The sequence below is a fragment of the Streptomyces sp. NPDC127129 genome (assembly GCF_042671585.1).
GTDB lineage: Bacteria > Actinomycetota > Actinomycetes > Streptomycetales > Streptomycetaceae > Streptomyces.
The window spans coordinates 263,453-280,892 of record NZ_JBHXTV010000010.1 but is presented as its reverse complement, the minus strand read 5'-3'; the positions used below and the strand labels follow the sequence as shown (position 1 = coordinate 280,892).

Sequence of the window (17,440 nt, the reverse complement as noted above, 5' to 3'; positions counted from 1 at the left end):
ACGATCTGCCCAAAGCCGAAAACCTACGGCTGCGTAACTTCCGCCGGGAGAACCCTCCCCAGGCACAGAAGAAGGGGTTCCTCTCAGATGGCAGAACTCGTGTATCGGCCGGTCATCGGTGCCGCACTGACCATGTTCAAGGCACTTGACCTCAAGATCGACACGCAGGGTTCGGAGCACATCCCGCGCACGGGTGGCGCGGTGCTCGTCAGCAACCACATCAGCTATCTGGACTTCATCTTCACGGGCCTGGCCGCGCTGCCGCAGAAGCGTCTGGTGCGCTTCATGGCCAAGGACTCGGTCTTCCGGCACAAGGTCTCGGGCCCGCTGATGCGCGGCATGAAGCACATCCCGGTGGACCGCTCGCAGGGCGAGCACGCCTACAAGCACGCGCTGGAATCGCTGAAGGCCGGGGAGATCATCGGCGTCTTCCCCGAGGCGACCATCTCCCAGTCCTTCACGCTGAAGAGCTTCAAGTCGGGTGCGGCGCGGCTGGCACAGGAGGCCGGGGTGCCGCTGATCCCGATGGCGCTCTGGGGCACGCAGCGGATCTGGACCAAGGGCCGTCCGCGGAACTTCAAGCGCAGCCACATCCCGGTGACGATCCGGGTGGGCGAGCCGGTGGAGGCTCCCACCGACCAGTACGCGGGTGCCATCACCCGGCGCCTGCGCGAGCGCTGCCAGGAGCTCCTGGAGGCGGCGCAGCGCGCCTATCCCGTCCGCCCCAAGGACGCGGGCGACACCTGGTGGGTGCCCGCGCACCTCGGGGGTACGGCGCCGACCCCGGCCGAGGTGAAGGACGCCGGCTGACGCCGGACCGCCGGCACCGGGCCCCACGGGCGGGCGCGGCCGGCCGGGCCGCCCCCACCCGAAGAAACGTCACTCCGGACGACCGGCGGTGAGCTGACGCGGGAAACCCTGCCGCCGTACAGCTGCCGCGGCACGCCGACCCCGGTGCGCTGGCCCCGGTCGCCGACCCCCGTGCGCCGGCCCCGGTCGCCGGCCCCGAACCGTAACGGGGCTTACTCCGGGTCGCGGACGGTGATCCGCGCCCCGGGGCTCAGCTTCTCCAGCGACTCGGCGAGCTCCGCGCCGGCGGCGAGGAGCTCGCTGCGCGTCATGGGCGTCAGCGACTCCAACAGGAAGATCGCGTCGACGGTGTCGTCGTCGATCCGCGTGCGCGGCCCCTGGCGCCAGTTCCAGCGGCGGCAGGTGACGCCCGCCTCGTCGCGCCAGACGATCTCGCCCGGCTCCGGGTGCTCGACCGTCTCCTCGCCGCCCGCCATGGTTACGAACGGCTCGTCGCCGGCGGCCCGTACGAGGCTCATGCCGCCCTGGATGCGGTCGAGGTCCTCGCCGCCGGCCGGGACGAGGTACGCGACGCTGATCGCGTTGTAGGCGTCGACGAGCCGGTTGATCCGGGGCAGTCCGCCGTCGGCGAGCGCCCGCCTGGCGAGGGCCTCCGCGGAGTTGCGCGTACGCGAGGGCTTGGCCCCGAACGCGGAGTACGCCGCGCGCCAGGCCGCGATGTGCGGGTCCTGGTCCGGGGTCCGGCCCGCGAGCCGCTCGGCGAGACGGCGGGCCGCGTCGTCGAGCAGGGCCGAACTGGTCTCGTCGCTGGGGCCGTTGACGAGCCCGTGGGCCTCGACGGCGAGGTGGGTGAAGCCGGGCACGAGGGCACGCACCTCGTCGGAGACCGTCAGGGTGAGGGGCATCGTCGTCCTTGCGTCAGAGGTCGGTCGGAAGGGTCCGCAGGAGCTCCAGACTGTCCGGCGCGGACCGCATGGCGCTCAGCACTCCCGCATGCGGTACAGAATACAGCACTGGATAGTCCATCTCATTGAACTCGGGGTCCGGCAGGAAGGCCAGCCGTTCCTGCTCCAGCGAGAACTCCGCCTCCTGACCCGGCAACCCCCCGCGCGGATCCTGCCGGTGCCACGTCTCCGTACCGGGCAACCGGATCGCGACCAGCCCGTGCAGCACCTCGAACTTCTGGTAGCAGAGCGCCGCCGGGATCGACTCGGCACGCAGCAGCGCGACGAGCGCGTGCGCCTTGGCGTGGCAGATTCCGGTGCGCCGCGCGAGGACGTCGGAGGCGCGCCAGGTGACGCGCGGGTCGCCGGTGTCGCTCGAGTGCGGGATCTCGTCCCGCACGTGAACGAACGCGGCCCGGGCGTATGCGTATACGTCAGGGTTCCCGGCCCGCAGCGCGGCGGCCGTCTCGCGCACGACGGGGTGCTCATGGTCGATGACCTCGTCCGCGACAAGATACGAGGAGAGGTCGGGGTGCTTCTGGATCAGCTCCATAGCCGGGGACCCTAGGAAAACGACCGGCCGGAAGTCAATGACTTTCCGGCCGGTCGCATACCTATGCCATGCGGGAGAGACGCTACCGCGCCATCTCCTCCTTCAGGGCCTGGAGGAAGGCGTCGACGTCGTCCTCCGTGGTGTCGAAGGAGCACATCCAGCGCACATCGCCTGCGGCCTCGTCCCAGAAGTAGAAGCGGAACCGCTTCTGCAGACGGGTGCTCACCTCGTGCGGGAGCCGCGCGAAGACCGCGTTGGCCTGCACCGGATAGAGGATCTCCACCCCGTCCACCTCGCGCACGCCGGCCGCGAGGCGCTGGGCCATCGCGTTGGCGTGCGAGGCGTTGCGCAGCCACAGGTCCTTGGCGAGCAGCGCCTCCAGCTGCACCGACACGAACCGCATCTTGGACGCGAGCTGCATGGACAGCTTGCGCAGATGCTTCATGTGGCTGACCGCGTCCGGGTTCAGGACGACCACGGCCTCGCCGAACATCATGCCGTTCTTGGTGCCGCCGTAGGAGATCACGTCGACACCGACCGCGTTGGTGAACGCCCGCATCGGCACGTTCAGGGAGGCGGCGGCGTTGGCTATCCGGGCGCCGTCGAGGTGCACCTTCATGCCCTTGGCGTGGGCGTGCTCCACGATGGCCCGGATCTCGTCCACGGTGTAGACGGTGCCCAGCTCGGTGTTCTGGGTGATCGAGACGACCTGCGGCATGGCGCGGTGCTCGTCCTCCCAGCCCCAGGCCTGCCGGTCGATCAGCTCGGGTGTGAGCTTGCCGTCCGGGGTGGGCACGGTGAGCAGCTTGAGGCCGCCCATCCGCTCCGGGGCGCCGCCCTCGTCCACGTTGATGTGCGCGGACTCGGCGCAGATCACGGCGCCCCAGCGGTCGGTCAGCGCCTGGAGGGCGGTGACGTTCGCGCCGGTGCCGTTGAACACCGGGAAGGCCTCGGCGCTCGGACCGAAGTGGCTGTGCATGATGCGCTGGAGGTGCTCGGTGTAGTCGTCCTCGCCGTAGGCGACCTGATGGCCGCCGTTGGCGACCGCGATGGCCGCGAGCACTTCCGGGTGGACGCCGGCGTAGTTGTCGCTGGCGAAGCCCCGGACCGACGGGTCGTGGTGACGACGGGCGTCGGTCCTGGAGGGCAGGGCCGGGGTCACGGCTTGGGGGTCAGCCACAGACGCTGTCCATTCACTTCCTGTGCGGGCCGGTCCCAGACGGCGACGATCTCGGCGGCCAGATCGTCGACGTCGGTGAAGCCCGCGAACTTCGCATTCGGGCGCTCGGCGCGCATGGCGTCGTGCACCAGTGCCTTGATCACCAGGATGGCAGCCGCGGCCTGGGGGCCCTCGTCGCCCCCCGCCTTGCGGAAGTCGTCGCCCATGGCGAGCGTCCACGCCTCGGCCGCCGCCTTGGCCGCGGCGTAGGCCGCGTTGCCGGCGGTGGGCTTGGAGGCGCCCGCGGCGCTGATCAGCAGATAGCGGCCCCGGTCGCTGCGGCCCAGCGCATCGCGGAAGGCCAGGGAGGTGGACTGGACCGTGCGGATGAGGAGCTTCTCCAGGAAGTTCCAGTCGGCGAGGTCGGTCTCGCCGAAGGAGGCGCTGCCGCGCCAGCCGCCGACGAGGTGGATGAGCCCGTCGATCCGGCCGAACTCCTTCTCGGTCTTGTCGGCCCACTCCCGGGCCGCACCGAGATCGAAGAGGTCGACCGTGTCGCCGATGACCGTGGCGCCGCCGTGGGCGTACCGCGCGGCGTCGACCGCCTCGGCCAGGCGGGCCGGGTCGGCGTCGGCTCCGACGACGATGGCGCCGGCGTCGGCGAGGCGCATCAGCGTCGCCCGGCCGGCAGGTCCGGCGGCTCCCGCGACCGCGATGACGGCACCCTCCAGCGGCCCGCCGTTCCCGTTGTCGTTCATGGTCGTCCCCTCCTTCTCCGTGACTGGGTTCACGCGGCAGCCTGCCCGGTCCGCGAAGCGTTCGCGGCGGTGATGCCCTTGGTGGAGGCGATCACGTTCTTGAGCTTCTTGGACAGGGCCTCATAGAACATGCTGAGCGGAAACTCGTCCGGAAGCACGTCGTCGACGAGCTTGCGGGGCGGGAGGGTCAGGTCCAGGGCGTCGGGGCCCTTGGCCCACTTCGATCCGGGGTGCGGAGCGAGGTAGGTGGAGACCAGGTCGTACGCCTTGAGCCAGTGGACCAGCTTCGGGCGGTCGATGCCGTCGCGGTACAGCTTCTCGATCTCGGCGCAGAGCTGGTTGGTGACCTCGGGGGCACGGTTCCAGTCGATCTTGAGCTTGTTGTCGGTCCAGCGCACGACGTCGTGCTTGTGCAGGTACGCGAAGAGGAGCTGGCCGCCCACACCGTCGTAGTTCCGGTTGCGGTCACCGGTGACCGGGAAGCGGAACATCCGGTCGAAGAGGACGGCGTACTGCACGTCACGGCCGTGGGAGTTGCCCTCGGCCTCCAGCTTCACGGCCTCCTTGAAGGCGGTGAGGTCGCACCGCAGCTCCTCCAGGCCGTACATCCAGAACGGCTGGCGCTGCTTGATCATGAACGGGTCGAACGGCAGGTCGCCGTGGCTGTGGGTGCGGTCGTGGACCATGTCCCAGAGCACGAACGCGGCCTCGCAGCGCTTCTGGTCCTGGACCATGGCCGCGATGTCCTCGGGCAGGTCGATGCCCAGGATGTCGACGGAGGCCTCGGTGACCTTGCGGAAGCGGGCGGCCTCGCGGTCGCAGAAGATGCCGCCCCAGCTGAAGCGCTCGGGGGCCTCGCGTACGGCGACGGTCTCGGGGAAGAGGACGGCGGAGTTGGTGTCGTACCCGGCGGTGAAGTCCTCGAAGGTGATGCCGCAGAAGAGCGGGTTGTCGAAGCGGGTGCGCTCCAGCTCGGAGAGCCACTCCGGCCACACCATGCGCAGCACGACCGCCTCGAGGTTGCGGTCCGGGTTGCCGTTCTGGGTGTACATCGGGAAGAGCGCCAGGTGCTGGAGCCCGTCCTGACGGTCGGCGGCGGGCTGGAAGGCCAGCAGGGAGTCGAGGAAGTCGGGGACCTCGAAGCCGCCCTTGGCCCACGTGCGCAGGTCGGCGACGAGCGCGCGGTGGTAGGCGGCGTCGTGCGGGAGCAGCGGGGAGAGCTGCTCGACCGCGTCGACGATCCGCTCGACCGTGCTCTCGGCCTGGGCGCGGGACGGCGCGCCCTCGGCCTCGAAGTCGATGGAGCCGTCCTTGCTCTGCCAGGGGCGGATCTCCTCCACGGCATTCTTGAGCTCGGGCCAGGCAGGGTGGTCGACCACCGGAGCAGCGGTGAGTATCCCCCCACCGGTCGCGTCCTGCACAAGAATTTCCGTCATGTCACTTCCTCCACAGGAGAACCTCGCGTCAAGACACCGTAACCGGCGGCGGTTCCTCCGGACAAGAGGGGGAAGAGAAATTATCCTGCCCCACCCCCATGGTCACCGTTAAATTTCCTGCGCGAGGGGGTTTGAGCGCTCGCATCCCTCGCTCTGGCGGCCGAGCCCCGGAGCCGCACACCACGGACGCCCCCGGGTCGGGCGAGGGCGGCGACGGGGGAGATCATCGGCCGGAGGGGGGCCTTCCGACGGCACGCGCGCATGCGCTTCCTTCTTGCGGTGAAGTCATTAGGCTGCGCCCCGAGCCGCACCGGGAGCCCGGAGGGACCTGGGCCCGGACATCGACGGAAGCGAGAAGATCTTGAGTTTCCTCACCATCGGTCACCGCGGAGTCATGGGCGTCGAGCCCGAGAACACCCTGCGTTCCTTCGTCCGCGCCGAACAGTCCGGTATGGACGTCATCGAGCTGGACCTCCATCTGAGCAAGGACGGCGCCCTCGTCGTCATGCACGACGCCGATGTCGGCCGGACCACCGACGGCAGCGGCCCGATCGCCGAGAAGACCCTGGCGGAGCTGCGCGAGCTCGACGCGGGGCACGGGGAGCGCGTCCCCGTCTTCGAAGAGGTCCTGGACGCGGTGCGGTCCCCGCTCCAGGCGGAGATCAAGGACGTCGCGGCTGCCAGGACGCTCGCCGAGGTGATGAACCGGCGCGACCTGGTCGGCCGCGTGGAGGTCCTCTCCTTCCACGACGAGGCGCTCGCCGAGGTCGCCCGGCTGGTCCCCGGAGCCCGTACGGCGCTGGTCGCGGAGGAGTGGGGCGCGGACATCGTGGACCGGGCGAAGGCCGTCGGGGCCGGCGCGCTCGTCCTGAGCATCCAGCACCTGACCCTGGAGACGGTCGAGCACGCCCACCGTGAGGGGCTGCGGGTGATCGGCTGGGTGGTGAACACCCAGGACCACCTGCGGCTGGTCCGCGCCCTGGAGCTGGACGGTGCGACCACCGACTATCCGGAGATCCGCCGCACCGGCCGCTTCACGGCCTGAGCCGCGGGTCGGGGGCCGCGGCCCCAGGCCGACGGGCCCAGGCCGACGGGCCCAGGCCGACGGGCTCAAGGCCCGCGGCTCCAGGTCCCCGGCCTCAGGCCAGCGGCTTCACCAGGAGCTCGAACTGCAGGTCGTCCCGCTGCGGGACGCCGAAGCGCTCGTCGCCGTACGGGAACGGCGTCATCCGTCCCGTACGGCGGTAGCCGCGCCGCTCGTACCAGGCGATGAGCTCCTCGCGCACCGAGATCACGGTCATGTGCATCTCGCCCACACCCCAGATCTCCCGCACCCGGCGCTCGGCCTCTTCGATGATGCGACGGCCGAGGCCCGCGCCCTGGAGCTCGGGGCGGACGGCGAACATACCGAAGTAGGCGGCCTCACCCCGGTGTTCGAGCTGGCAGCAGGCGACGATCCCGCCGTCCCGCTCCACCACCATCAGCCGGCTGCCCGGGGTGGTGATCACCGCCCGCACACCCTCCGCGTCGGTCCGCTGCCCCTGCAGGATGTCCGCCTCGGTGGTCCAGCCGGCCCGGCTGGAGTCGCCGCGGTACGCCGACTCGACGAGCGGCACGAGGGCCGCGACATCGTCCTCCACCGCGTCGCGGTAGGTGATCCGGTCGGTGTCCTGCGGCGTGGCGGTGTCCATGCTGTTCGGGTCTCCCCTCGGAGGCGCTGGCGATCCCCCCGAGCGTAGCGCCCCGGCGTGTGCTCCCCCACGTACGCCTGTGCGCTCGCGTGCGCCCGGCCGGGCGTGGGCATCGACGGGGAGGGAGACCTGGGGAGGTGTGCCGTGCACGGACCGGCCTTGTCGGCCTGGCTGATGCTGACGCTGTGCGGTGCGAGCGGGGCGTACTGCCTGCTGCGCGCGCGTCGCTGCGCGGGTGAGGAGCGCGGGGCGGCGGCGGGCGAGGCGGTGATGGGCTTCGGCATGGCCGCGATGGCGCTGCCCGCCGCGGTCGTGACACCACCGTCGTGGTGGTGGTCGGTGTACGCGGCGGTGTTCGGGGCGGCGGCGCTGCACGCGCTGGTGTCGGTGCGGCGCGGCGGACACCATCTGCACCATCTGGTGGGGTCGCTGGCGATGGTCTACATGGCGTGGCCGGTCCAGGGCGCGGCGCACGGGGCGCACGGGAGCGGCGGGGGCGGCGGAAGTGCCCCTCTGGTGACGGCGGTACTGCTCCTGTACTACGTCGCGTACGTGCTCCGCTCGGGCGCCCGACTGGTTCCGGTGACGGTCTCGACGGGGGCGCCGGCGGTGGCCTCGGTGACGGCCTCGACCGCTCTGTCCGCAGGCGGACCCGCGCCGGCGTGGGTCGTACGGCCCGAGTTCACGCTCGTGTGCCGGCTGTCGATGGCCCTCGCGATGCTGGCGATGCTCGTCGCGCTGTGAGCCGGCGCGCGGGGCCGGGCCGTGGCGTACGTCACTTGACGCGCCCGGCCGTACCCGCGCGTAGCACGGCCTCATAGTCTTGCGTCATGTTGGTCTCCCTCGCGTTGCTCGCGCTCGGCGTCCTGACGGCCGCCGTGGCCCCGCGGCTGCTGTCGCGGTCCGACTGGGCGGAACGCGAGCCCGTGGTGGCGTTGTGGATGTGGCAGTGCGTGGTGGCGGCGGTGCTGCTGTGTTTCGCGCTGTCGATGACGTTCAGCGCGGCGGCGGCCTGGCAGGGAGTGCGGGGCCACGTCTTCGTCGGCGCGCCGAGCCGGGTGATCGAGGCGTACGAACTGGGCGCCCACCAGCCCTGGTCGGGGGCGCTCGCCGTGATTCTCGCCTGTGGCGGGCTGTGGACCGGCGCGATGCTGACCCGGGAGATCCGGGGGGCGCGGGCGCGCCGTCGGCAGCGGCGCGGCGAACTGCTCGTCCGTTCCCCGCTGTTGCCCGGCGAGGAGCCGGGAAGCGGCCGACTGGTGGTCCTGGAGGGCGAACGTCCCGACGCCTGGTGGCTGCCGGGTACCACGCCGCAGTTGGTCATCACGACGGCGGCGCTGCGCCGGCTGAAGGGGCGCCAGCTCGACGCCGTCCTCGCCCACGAGCAGGGACACGCCCGGGCGCGCCACGACTGGCTGCTGCACTGCTCGGGCGCGCTCGCGGGCGGGTTCCCGGGGATCCCGGTCTTCGCGGCCTTCCGTGACCAGATGCACCGGCTGGTGGAGCTGGCGGCCGACGATGTCGCCTCGCGGCGGTTCGGGCGGCTGACGATCGCGCTGGCGCTGGTCGAACTCAACGAGGAGCGCGGGGTGTTCGGCCCCGGCTCGGCACCCGGCGCGGACCTCCCCGGGCGGGTGAACCGCCTGCTGACGGCCGCGCCCCGGCTCACCGCGGGGAGGCGGCTGCGGCTGACGGCCGCCGCGGCACTGGTGCCCGTGGTGCCGGTCCTGGTGGCGTTCGTCCCCGCGCTGAAGGCGCTCGGGTAACGCGGACGGCGCGGACGCGGGTGTGCCGGCGCGAACGTCGGGGAAGATCGGCCCATGCGCTCCTCCGCCCTGGTCTCCGGTGCCCTCGCCGTGCTGCTGCTCGTCCTTGTGGTGGTGGGCTGGCCCCCGCTTCTCTCCCTGGACCGGTCGGTCGCCGACGCGCTGCACCGCAGTGCGCTCGCCGAGCCCGGGTTCACACATGCCAACCGGATCCTCACCGACTGGGTGTGGGACCCGTGGACGATGCGCGCGCTGATCACCGCCACCGTCCTCGTGCTGTGGTGGCGCCGCGAGCGGTGGCTGGCCCTGTGGGTGGCGGCGGCGACGCTCTTCGCGTCGGGGGTCCAGCAGGGGCTGAAGGCGGCGGTCGGCAGGCCGCGGCCCGGCTGGCCCGACCCGGTCGACTCGGCGCAGTACGCGGCCTTCCCGTCCGGACACGCGATGACCGAGACGGTGGGCTGCGGGCTGCTGCTCTGGGTGCTCGCCCTGCACTGGCGGGAGACCTGGCGTGGCTGGAGCGTGCTCGCCGTGGCCGCACTGGTGTCGGTGCTCGGGGTGGGGTGGACCCGGATCTACCTGGGCGTGCACTGGCTGTCGGACGTCGTGGCCGGCTGGCTCCTGGGCTGGTGCGTGGCCGCCGCGGCGATCGTCACGTACCGCCGGTACGGCGCCGTGTGGCACGAGAGGGCCGCGAGGAGATCCGACCGGGCGGATCCTCCGGGGACGGACGGGGGCAGAATGGGAGAAACAACGTGAAGCCGCCTGTTCTGGACGATCCCCCGCGTCGCCCAGAACAGACGGCATACCCACTGACCAGCCATGAGGGCGCGACAGCAGGCTGCGCTGAGTATATTGGCTGTGAGCCAGTCAACGCAGGAGTCCAGCATGTCCCCGCGTAGCCCAGAGGTCAATGAAGAGCTTCGGCGACGCTCACGTGAGCGGCTTCTCCAGGCCACGGTCGAGCTTGTGTCGGAGCGCGGGTACGAGGCGACGACGCTGGGCGACATCGCCGAGCGGGCCGGTTCGGCCCGGGGACTGATCTCGTACTACTTCCCCGGCAAGCGCCATCTGCTGCAGTCGGCGGTGCACCGGCTGATGCACCTCACCCTGGAGGAGGCGCTGGAGCGCGAGCCGCGCACGGAGGACGGGCGCGAGCGGATGGCGCGCGCCATCGACGCCGTACTCGGCCTGGCCGTGGACCATCCGGTGCTGATGCGGACGCACATGGCGGGCATCCTCCAGGCCGAGGGCTTCGTGCAGTGCCCGGAGCAGCAGCGGCTGGCGTTCCTGCTGCGGGACACGATGGCGCGGTACGGCTCCGCGAACGTGGACGCGGACTATCCGCTGCTGCGCGCCCTGCTGATGGGCGCTGTCGTGGCGGTGCTGCTGCCGGGGGCGCCGATGCCGGTGACCCGGCTGCGGGGGGAGCTGTTCCAGCGGTACGGACTGGACTGGGAGCAGGGCATGCCGCCGGACGGTGGTCCGCCCGACGGCATGCCGTTCACGGCTTCGGTGTTACCGGTCCGTGTGCCGCGTCAGTCCTCGAAGTCGTCGAAGTAGTCCGGCTGGGTCTGGACGTTGAGCGCGTCCATCCGGATCCGCTTCGCCGGGTCCGTGCGACGGTCGTCGAGCTTCAGGACGTCGAAGCCCTTCGCGATGTCGTTCGAGTAGATGTAGCCGTTGTAGTAGTACGCGGACCACGAACCGCCCGTGCTGATGGTGGTGGCGGAGAGCGGACCGCGCTCGAAGTAGGCGATCTCCTTCGGCTTGCGGGAGTCGGTGAAGTCCCAGACGGACACACCGCCCTGGTACCACGCCTGGACCATGAGGTCCTTGCCCTTGACCGGGATCAGCGAGCCGTTGTGGGCGACGCAGTTCTCGGTGTCGGCCTGGTGGCGCGGGATCTTGAAGTAGCTGCGGAAGACGAGTTCGCGGTGCTCGCCCTTGCCGACGATGTCGTAGATGCCGTCCGCGCCACGGTTCGGGCCCACGACCTCGTTGCAGGTCGCGCCGCCGCCACCGCCGAGCTCGTCGGTGAAGACGACCTTGTTCGCCTTCTGGTTGAAGGTCGCCGAGTGCCAGAACGCGAAGTTGACGTTGTCCTGGACCCGGTCGATGACCTTGGGCCGTTCCGGGTCCTCGATGTCGAAGAGGATGCCGTCGCCCATGCAGGCGCCGGCCGCGAGGTCCTTGCTCGGCAGCACCGTGATGTCGTGGCAGCCGGTGGTCTTGGAGACGCCCGGGTTGGTCGGACCACCGGGGTTGCCGCCGCCGTCCGGGCCCTCACCGGGGAAGAGGACGGGGAAGGAGACGATCGCGGACTTCTCCGGGGCCTTGCGCGGCACCTTGATGACCGAGATGCCGTCGTGCGGCGGCTGGCAGTCCGGGAACGCCGCGTTGGGCGAGTAGGACGAGACGTAGACGTACACGTCCCGCTTCTTGGGCACCAGGGTGTGGGTGTGCGAACCGCAGGCGGTCTCGACGGCGGCGACGTACCTCGGGTTCCTGATGTCGCTGATGTCGAAGATCTTCATGCCCTCCCAGGAGGACTTCTCCGTGGCCGGCTGGCTGACGCTGGCACAGGAGTTGTCGCTGCGGGAGGAGTCGGTGGAGAGGAAGACGAGGTTACCGGAGACGGAGATGTCGTTCTGCGAGCCGGGGCACAGCACCTGGGCGACCGTCTTCGGGGCGCGCGGGTTGCTGATGTCGAAGATCCGGAAGCCGTCGTAGTTGCCCGCGAAGGCGTACTTGCCCTGGAAGGCCAGGTCGGAGTTGGTGCCCGCGAGAGCGTCCTTGGGGATGTTCACGAGGTGCTGGATGTTGTCGCTGTGCACGATCTCGTCCACGCCGGGTATCTCGCCGCTCTGGATGGCGGACCGGGCTTCGGCCGCCTGCTCCGAGGAGACGGTGCCCTGCGACGCGGTGGCGTCACCCGGGTCGGGCGTGGCGGCCGCGGGACCTGCGGCGAGCAGGCTGACCAGCAGTCCGGCCGCGGCGGTCGCCACACCCAGGCCTCTGATCCGAGCACGCGGGGTGCGCGTGATGCGGGTGGTTCGCAACGAAGTCACTCCGTCCTCCCTTGTATCCGTTCGTAGTTGAACGGTTGATGGACCCCGGCAGTATCGTCCTTAGCGTGCACATCTCAACAGATGGCAACACACATGTCATGAAGGTTTTTGATCGACTTCTCGTGGAAGCGTGCTAGGAACAGTCCCCCGGCCATGCCTCGGCCCCCTGCCCCTGCCCCCGGAACCACCCCTGGAGGTCGCCTTGTTGAACCGCCGTAACCGCGGAGCCGTCGCCGTGGCGCTCACCGCCGTCGCCGTGCTGGCGCTCGCCGCCTGCGAATCGGGCTCCGGCTCCGGCCCGGGAGGCGAGCCGCAGAGCCAGGGATCCACCGGGCCCGCGGTCGTGGCACCGGGGAAACCGGGCGAGCCGGCGCGGAGAATATCCCCCGCGGAGGCGTCCAAGCTGCTGCCCGACGGCAAGCCCAACGCGGCGGACTTCACCTACGCCCAGATGATGGTCGTCCATCACCGGCAGGCGCTCACGATGACCGCTCTCGTGCCGGAGCGGGCCGAGTCCGAGCAGATCAAGAAGCTGGCGGAGCGGATCGCGGCGGCGCAGAAGCCGGAGATCGGTGCGATGGAGGGTTGGCTGAAAACCAACGGCGGCCCGCGCGAGCAGACCGGGCACGACCACCACACGATGCCGGGGATGGCGACGGAGGCTCAGCTCACGGCCCTCAGGAACGCGAAGGGCACAGCCTTCGACGAGTTGTTCCTGAAGCTGATGATCACGCACCACGACGGCGCGGTGACGATGGCGGCGGAGGTGCTGGGGAACGGGAACAACGTGCTCGTGGAGGAGATGGCGAACGACGTGATCGCGCAGCAGACGGCGGAGATCAACCGGATGCGGTCGATGTAGGCGCGGGCCGGGTCGTGTCGCGCACCTCCCCTCAGGGGGCTTCCGGTGAGATGCTGGAAGCCTCTCGGCGGGCTTCCCCGCGGCGGGAAGGAGTACGGACGTGCTTCGTGTCGCTGTCGTCGGTTCCGGTCCCAGCGGGGTCTACACGGCCCAGTCGCTGGTCCAGCAGTCGACGGTGCCCGGGATCCGGGTCGACGTCCTGGACCGGCTGCCGTGCCCGTACGGACTGGTCCGTTACGGGGTCGCACCCGACCACGAGAAGATCAAGTCGCTGCAGCAGAACCTCCGCGCGGTCCTGGAGGACGAGCGGATCACCTTCGTCGGAGACGTCGAGATCGGCACGCGGGGGCTGACCCCGGCCCGTCTCCTGGAGCTGTACCACGCGGTCGTGTACTGCGTGGGCGCGGCACGGGACCGGCGCCTCGGGGTGCCGGGCGAGGACCTGGCGGGCAGCTGTTCGGCCACCGACTTCGTCTCCTGGTACAGCGCGCACCCCGACGCCTCCGCCAACGGTTTCACCGGCTCCGGGACCGGCCTGCACGGCCGTTCTGCGGTCGTCATCGGCGTGGGCAACGTGGCGGTGGACGTCACCAGGATCCTGGCGCGGGGCGTGGACGAGCTGCGGCCGACGGACGTGCCCGAGGGCGCGCTCAGGGCGCTGGAGGCCAGCCGGGTGCGCGAGGTGCACATGGTCGGGCGGCGCGGGCCCGGGCAGGCGAAGTTCACCACGAAGGAGCTGCGGGAGCTGGGCGGGCTCCCGGGTGTGCGGGTCGGGGTGGAGGCGGCCGACCTGGCCCTGGATCCGTCGTTCGCCGACCCCTCGGGCCTGCCCGCGGTGAACCGGCGGAACCTGGAGGTCGTCCGGGGCTGGGCGGCCGGCGACGCGGACGGGGACGACGTGGCGCGCGCGATCCGGCTCCGGTTCTTCCTGCGCCCCGTGGAACTGCTCGGCGAGAACGGCCGTGTGGCCGCGGTCCGTTTCGAGCGGACCGAACCTGACGGCGCCGGGGGCGTGCGGGGCACCGGCCGCTTCGAGGAGATCGAGGCCCAACTGGTCCTGAGGGCCGTCGGGTACAAGGGGGTGCCGCTGCCCGGGCTGCCCTTCGACGAGGCCCGGGGCACCGTACCGAACGAGGCGGGGCGGGTCCTGCGGGAGGGCTCCCCGTCACTCGGCGAGTACGTGGCCGGCTGGATCAAGCGGGGTCCGACGGGCGTCATCGGCACGAACCGTCCGTGCGCGAAGGAGACGGTGGCGTCGCTGCTGGCCGACGCGGCGGAGCTGGCGGACCGCGAGGTGGCGGGAGACCCGCTCGGCGCGTTGCGCGACCTGGGGCACGAGCCGGTCGCCTGGCGGGGCTGGCTCTCGATCGAAGAGGCGGAGTCGGCCCTCGGTCACGCGCTGGGCCGCGGCCGAGTGAAGATCCCCGACTGGGCGGGGCTGCGGGCCGCCGCCCGCGAGGACGCGGCCGGGCACGGCTGAGAGGGCCGTACCCGCCGAGCAGCGTTGGCGGGCTCCGGCGGTGCGGCGCCCGACCGTTTCCGGTCGGGCCGTGGCTGGCTGTTCAGCTGTGCGACCTGTTCAGCCGGGCGACCTGGGCCTCTGCCGCTGCCAGGACGCTGTCGAGGAGGCCGGGGAAGAGAGCGTCGAGGTCGTCCCGGCGCAGGGCGTTCAGCTTGGCGGTCCCCTGGTAGCCCTGCCGGATGACGCCGCTCTCGCGCAGCACGCGGAAGTGGTGCGTCGTCGTCGACTTGGTGACCGGCAGGTCGAAGAACGAGCAGCTCAACGCGGTTCCCTCGCGGGCCATCTCGCTGACGATCCGCAGCCGCACCGCGTCCGACAGAGCGTGCAGCACACCTTCGAGCCGGATCTCCTCGCGCGCGGGGTGGTCGAGGGCGCGAGCGCTGGTCGCGGTCGTCACGGCGGCTCCACTTCGTTCGGGGACCACCATTGTACGATGACAGTCGTAGTTTGACAGGTGCCGTACTACGACGGCTATCGTACGAACGACCCGAAGGCCCCGCAGGAGGAGTTCCGTCATGACCGTCGCCCTGTTCGAGCCGTACACCCTCAGGTCCCTGACCATCCCGAACCGGGTGTGGATGGCCCCCATGGACCAGTACTCGGCGGAGCCGTCCGGTCCGGAGACGGGCGTCGCGAACGACTGGCACTTCGCCCACTACGCCGCCCGCGGCACCGGAGGGACCGGACTGATCGTCGTCGAGGCGACCGCGGTGGCCCCCGAAGGCCGGATCAGCCCCTTCGACCTCGGCATCTGGAACGACACCCAGGCGGAGGCGCTGGGCCGGATCGCGCGCTTCCTCAAGGAGCACGGCACCGTGCCCGCCCTTCAGCTCGGCCACGGCGGCCGCAAGGCGTCCACCCGGCGCCCCTGGGAGGGCCGCGGCCCCGTCGCCCCCGGCGACCACGGCTGGCAGCCGCTCGCGCCGAGCCCGCTCGCGTTCGCCGAGGGCCATCCCGTCCCGACCGAGCTGACCATCGACCAGATCGCCGCGATCCCCGGCATGTTCGCCGAGGCGGCCCGCCGCGCGCTCGCCGCCGGCTTCGAGGTGGTCGAGGTGCACGGCGCACACGGCTATCTGATCAGCAGCTTCCTCTCCCCGTACGCCAACCACCGCACCGACGCCTACGGCGGCTCCTTCGAGAACCGCACCCGCCTGGCCCTCGACGTCGTGGACGCGGTACGGGGCGTGTGGCCCGACGAGCTGCCCCTCTTCTTCAAGATCTCGGCCACCGACTGGCTGGAGGGCGAGGGCTGGACCGCCGACGAGACCGTCCGCTTCGCGCACCTGCTGCGTGCGCACGGAGTGGATCTCCTCGACGTCTCCAGCGGCGGCAACGGCGGACCGGCCCGGATCCCGCTCGGCCCCGGCTATCAGGTGCCGATGGCGGCGCGGGTCAAGGCCGAGACCGGCCTGGCCGTCGGAGCCGTCGGGCTGATCACGGAGAGCGGGCAGGCGGAGAAGATCGTCGCCAACGGGGAGGCCGACGCCGTCCTGCTCGGCCGTGAGCTGCTCCGCGACGCGTCCTGGGCCCGCCGCGCCGCGCGCGAGCTGGGAGCCGAGACGCACGCACCGGCCCCGTACGCCTGGGCGATCTGACGCCGCCGCGCGTCCCTTCGCCCTCTCCCGTTCCCTCCGTCCCCGCGTCCCCCTTCTCGTCCCTCCCCAGGCCGGAACACGCCGCTGACCTGGGGAGGAGCCCCTTCCGGGAGCCACTGTCAGTGGTCGGGTGCAGACTGGCCCGTATCCGCGACAACGGCGTCCTGGAGGTGTCGGCCATGCCCGACGTAGTACTGACCGTAGGTACCCGCAAGGGTCTGTTCATCGGCCGACGGCGCGACGGCCGGTGGGAGTTCGACGAACCCCACTTCAACGCGCAGGCGATCTACTCGGTCGCCATCGACACGCGCCGCGCGACACCGCGGCTGCTCCTCGGCGGGGACAGTTCGCACTGGGGTCCTTCCGTCTTCCGCTCCGACGACCTCGGCGCCACATGGACCGAGCCCACGAAGCCGGCCGTCAAGTTCCCCCAGGACACGGGTGCTTCGCTGGAGCGGGTCTGGCAGCTGCACCCCGCGCCCGCGCACTCCCCCGACGTCGTCTACGCCGGGACCGAGCCCGCCGCCCTGTTCAGATCCGAGGACGGCGGGGAGTCGTTCGAGCTGGTCCGTCCCCTCTGGGAGCACCCCACCAGGTCCCAGTGGGTGCCCGGCGGTGGCGGCGAGGCCGTGCACACGATCGTCACCGACCGGCGCGACCCCGCGGCCGTGACGGTGGCGGTCTCGACGGCCGGGGTGTTCCGCTCCCGGGACGGCGGGGCGAGCTGGGCCCCCGCCAACCAGGGCGTCTCGGCGGTCTTCCTGCCCGATCCCGACCCGGAGTTCGGCCAGTGCGTGCACAAGATCGCGCAGGACGCCGGCGACCTGGACCGGCTCTACCTGCAGAACCACTGGGGGGTGTACCGCAGCGACGACGCGGGCGGGAAGTGGACCGACATCGGCGCCGGTCTGCCCTCCGACTTCGGCTTCACGGTGGCCGCGCACCCCCATCGGGCCGATGTGGCCTATGTGTTCCCCATCAACGCGGACGCGGACCGGGTGCCCGCCGGCCACCGCTGCCGGGTCTACCGTACGAGTGACGCCGGGGCGCACTGGGAACCGCTGAGCACGGGGCTGCCCGAGGGCGACCACTACGGCACGGTGCTGCGGGACGCGATGTGCACGGACGACGGGGACCCGGCCGGCGTCTACTTCGGCAACCGCAACGGCGAGGTGTACGCGAGCGCCGACGACGGCGACAGCTGGCGGCTCCTGGCCGAGCATCTGCCGGACGTGCTCTGCGTACGGGCGGCGGTGATCGCGTGAGAGGACAG

18 protein-coding genes are annotated in these 17,440 nt (G+C 71.3%); 10 read left to right on the top strand and 8 right to left on the bottom strand.

Annotated features, from left to right (window positions below):
• Positions 1-87 precede the first annotated feature (87 nt).
• Entirely contained in the window at positions 88-810 is a 723-nt protein-coding gene (locus tag ACFVGW_RS21160) for a lysophospholipid acyltransferase family protein (RefSeq protein ID WP_352187585.1), read from the top strand.
• A gap of 212 nt (positions 811-1,022) precedes the next feature.
• Here ACFVGW_RS21160 and ACFVGW_RS21155 read toward each other — a convergent pair whose 3' ends face one another.
• The 5 genes from ACFVGW_RS21155 to ACFVGW_RS21135 all read right to left on the bottom strand — a co-directional run bounded on the left by ACFVGW_RS21155 (position 1,023) and on the right by ACFVGW_RS21135 (position 5,660).
• On the bottom strand, positions 1,023-1,715 hold the full coding sequence (locus ACFVGW_RS21155; protein WP_385853081.1) for a B3/4 domain-containing protein: 693 nt from the start codon (positions 1,713-1,715) through the stop codon (positions 1,023-1,025).
• 13 nt (positions 1,716-1,728) lie between these two features.
• Positions 1,729-2,307 carry a transglutaminase family protein gene (locus ACFVGW_RS21150; protein ID WP_385853080.1) on the bottom strand — a complete coding sequence of 193 codons (579 nt, stop codon included), beginning with the start codon at positions 2,305-2,307 and terminating at the stop codon, positions 1,729-1,731.
• An 82-nt stretch (positions 2,308-2,389) separates the two neighbouring features.
• Positions 2,390-3,469: a threonine aldolase family protein gene (locus ACFVGW_RS21145; protein WP_385853124.1), complete on the bottom strand. Its 1,080-nt coding sequence runs from the start codon at positions 3,467-3,469 to the stop codon at positions 2,390-2,392.
• Positions 3,466-4,224 carry an SDR family NAD(P)-dependent oxidoreductase gene (locus ACFVGW_RS21140; protein WP_383223508.1) on the bottom strand — a complete coding sequence of 253 codons (759 nt, stop codon included), beginning with the start codon at positions 4,222-4,224 and terminating at the stop codon, positions 3,466-3,468. The genes ACFVGW_RS21145 and ACFVGW_RS21140 overlap by 4 nt, the downstream gene beginning before the upstream one ends.
• 29 nt (positions 4,225-4,253) lie before the next feature.
• Entirely contained in the window at positions 4,254-5,660 is a 1,407-nt protein-coding gene (locus tag ACFVGW_RS21135; protein WP_385853079.1) for a DUF6421 family protein, read from the bottom strand.
• A 361-nt stretch (positions 5,661-6,021) separates the two neighbouring features.
• On the opposite strand from ACFVGW_RS21135, the gene ACFVGW_RS21130 reads away from it, so the two are divergent.
• On the top strand, positions 6,022-6,705 hold the full coding sequence (locus ACFVGW_RS21130) for a glycerophosphodiester phosphodiesterase (protein ID WP_385853078.1): 684 nt from the start codon (positions 6,022-6,024) through the stop codon (positions 6,703-6,705).
• Between the two features lie 94 nt (positions 6,706-6,799).
• On the opposite strand, the gene ACFVGW_RS21125 is transcribed toward ACFVGW_RS21130, so the two are convergent.
• Positions 6,800-7,351 (bottom strand): GNAT family N-acetyltransferase, encoded by a 552-nt coding sequence (locus tag ACFVGW_RS21125; RefSeq protein WP_385853077.1) that lies wholly within the window; start codon positions 7,349-7,351, stop codon positions 6,800-6,802.
• A gap of 144 nt (positions 7,352-7,495) precedes the next feature.
• Here ACFVGW_RS21125 and ACFVGW_RS21120 point away from each other — a divergent pair, with 144 nt between their 5' ends.
• From ACFVGW_RS21120 to ACFVGW_RS21105, 4 genes are all read left to right on the top strand, one after another.
• Positions 7,496-8,095, top strand: coding sequence for a DUF5134 domain-containing protein (locus ACFVGW_RS21120; protein ID WP_385853076.1), 600 nt, complete (start codon positions 7,496-7,498; stop codon positions 8,093-8,095).
• Between the two features lie 86 nt (positions 8,096-8,181).
• A complete protein-coding gene (locus ACFVGW_RS21115; RefSeq protein ID WP_385853075.1) occupies positions 8,182-9,117 on the top strand; it encodes a M56 family metallopeptidase in 936 nt (311 codons plus the stop codon).
• A 54-nt stretch (positions 9,118-9,171) separates the two neighbouring features.
• The gene (locus tag ACFVGW_RS21110) at positions 9,172-9,873 is read left to right on the top strand and encodes a phosphatase PAP2 family protein (RefSeq protein ID WP_385853074.1); all 702 of its coding nucleotides are present in this window, start codon (positions 9,172-9,174) and stop codon (positions 9,871-9,873) included.
• 129 nt (positions 9,874-10,002) lie between these two features.
• Positions 10,003-10,677 carry a TetR/AcrR family transcriptional regulator gene (locus ACFVGW_RS21105; RefSeq protein ID WP_385853073.1) on the top strand — a complete coding sequence of 225 codons (675 nt, stop codon included), beginning with the start codon at positions 10,003-10,005 and terminating at the stop codon, positions 10,675-10,677.
• Here the strand turns inward: ACFVGW_RS21105 and ACFVGW_RS21100 are convergent.
• A complete protein-coding gene (locus ACFVGW_RS21100; protein ID WP_385853072.1) occupies positions 10,653-12,185 on the bottom strand; it encodes an LVIVD repeat-containing protein in 1,533 nt (510 codons plus the stop codon). The two genes, ACFVGW_RS21105 and ACFVGW_RS21100, sit on opposite strands and share 25 nt — an antisense overlap.
• A gap of 202 nt (positions 12,186-12,387) precedes the next feature.
• On the opposite strand from ACFVGW_RS21100, the gene ACFVGW_RS21095 reads away from it, so the two are divergent.
• Together ACFVGW_RS21095 and ACFVGW_RS21090 are read left to right on the top strand one after the other, a co-directional pair.
• Complete coding sequence (locus ACFVGW_RS21095; protein WP_385853071.1) at positions 12,388-13,047, top strand: DUF305 domain-containing protein; 660 nt, start codon at positions 12,388-12,390, stop codon at positions 13,045-13,047.
• 100 nt (positions 13,048-13,147) lie between these two features.
• Positions 13,148-14,527, top strand: coding sequence for an FAD-dependent oxidoreductase (locus tag ACFVGW_RS21090; protein WP_385853070.1), 1,380 nt, complete (start codon positions 13,148-13,150; stop codon positions 14,525-14,527).
• Between the two features lie 82 nt (positions 14,528-14,609).
• On the opposite strand, the gene ACFVGW_RS21085 is transcribed toward ACFVGW_RS21090, so the two are convergent.
• Positions 14,610-14,966, bottom strand: a complete 357-nt coding sequence (locus tag ACFVGW_RS21085; RefSeq protein ID WP_385853069.1) for an ArsR/SmtB family transcription factor — start codon at positions 14,964-14,966, stop codon at positions 14,610-14,612.
• Between the two features lie 118 nt (positions 14,967-15,084).
• Between ACFVGW_RS21085 and ACFVGW_RS21080 the strand changes: the two genes are divergently transcribed.
• Complete coding sequence (locus ACFVGW_RS21080; RefSeq protein ID WP_385853068.1) at positions 15,085-16,167, top strand: NADH:flavin oxidoreductase/NADH oxidase; 1,083 nt, start codon at positions 15,085-15,087, stop codon at positions 16,165-16,167.
• Between the two features lie 179 nt (positions 16,168-16,346).
• Positions 16,347-17,432, top strand: a complete 1,086-nt coding sequence (locus ACFVGW_RS21075) for a WD40/YVTN/BNR-like repeat-containing protein (RefSeq protein ID WP_385853067.1) — start codon at positions 16,347-16,349, stop codon at positions 17,430-17,432.
• The last annotated feature ends 8 nt before the right edge of the window (positions 17,433-17,440 follow it).

Excerpts from the sequence above, each read along its gene's own strand:
- ACFVGW_RS21115 (WP_385853075.1), top strand. The coding sequence starts at position 8,182 with ATGTTGGTCTCCCTCGCGTTGCTCGCGCTCGGCGTCCTGACGGCCGCC.
- ACFVGW_RS21150 (WP_385853080.1), bottom strand. The coding sequence starts at position 2,307 with ATGGAGCTGATCCAGAAGCACCCCGACCTCTCCTCGTATCTTGTCGCG.
- ACFVGW_RS21160 (WP_352187585.1), top strand. The coding sequence starts at position 88 with ATGGCAGAACTCGTGTATCGGCCGGTCATCGGTGCCGCACTGACCATG.
- ACFVGW_RS21105 (WP_385853073.1), top strand. The coding sequence starts at position 10,003 with ATGTCCCCGCGTAGCCCAGAGGTCAATGAAGAGCTTCGGCGACGCTCA.
- ACFVGW_RS21110 (WP_385853074.1), top strand. The coding sequence starts at position 9,172 with ATGCGCTCCTCCGCCCTGGTCTCCGGTGCCCTCGCCGTGCTGCTGCTC.
- ACFVGW_RS21075 (WP_385853067.1), top strand. The coding sequence starts at position 16,347 with ATGCCCGACGTAGTACTGACCGTAGGTACCCGCAAGGGTCTGTTCATC.
- ACFVGW_RS21140 (WP_383223508.1), bottom strand. The coding sequence starts at position 4,224 with ATGAACGACAACGGGAACGGCGGGCCGCTGGAGGGTGCCGTCATCGCG.
- ACFVGW_RS21155 (WP_385853081.1), bottom strand. The coding sequence starts at position 1,715 with ATGCCCCTCACCCTGACGGTCTCCGACGAGGTGCGTGCCCTCGTGCCC.
- ACFVGW_RS21125 (WP_385853077.1), bottom strand. The coding sequence starts at position 7,351 with ATGGACACCGCCACGCCGCAGGACACCGACCGGATCACCTACCGCGAC.
- ACFVGW_RS21080 (WP_385853068.1), top strand. The coding sequence starts at position 15,085 with ATGACCGTCGCCCTGTTCGAGCCGTACACCCTCAGGTCCCTGACCATC.
- ACFVGW_RS21135 (WP_385853079.1), bottom strand. The coding sequence starts at position 5,660 with ATGACGGAAATTCTTGTGCAGGACGCGACCGGTGGGGGGATACTCACC.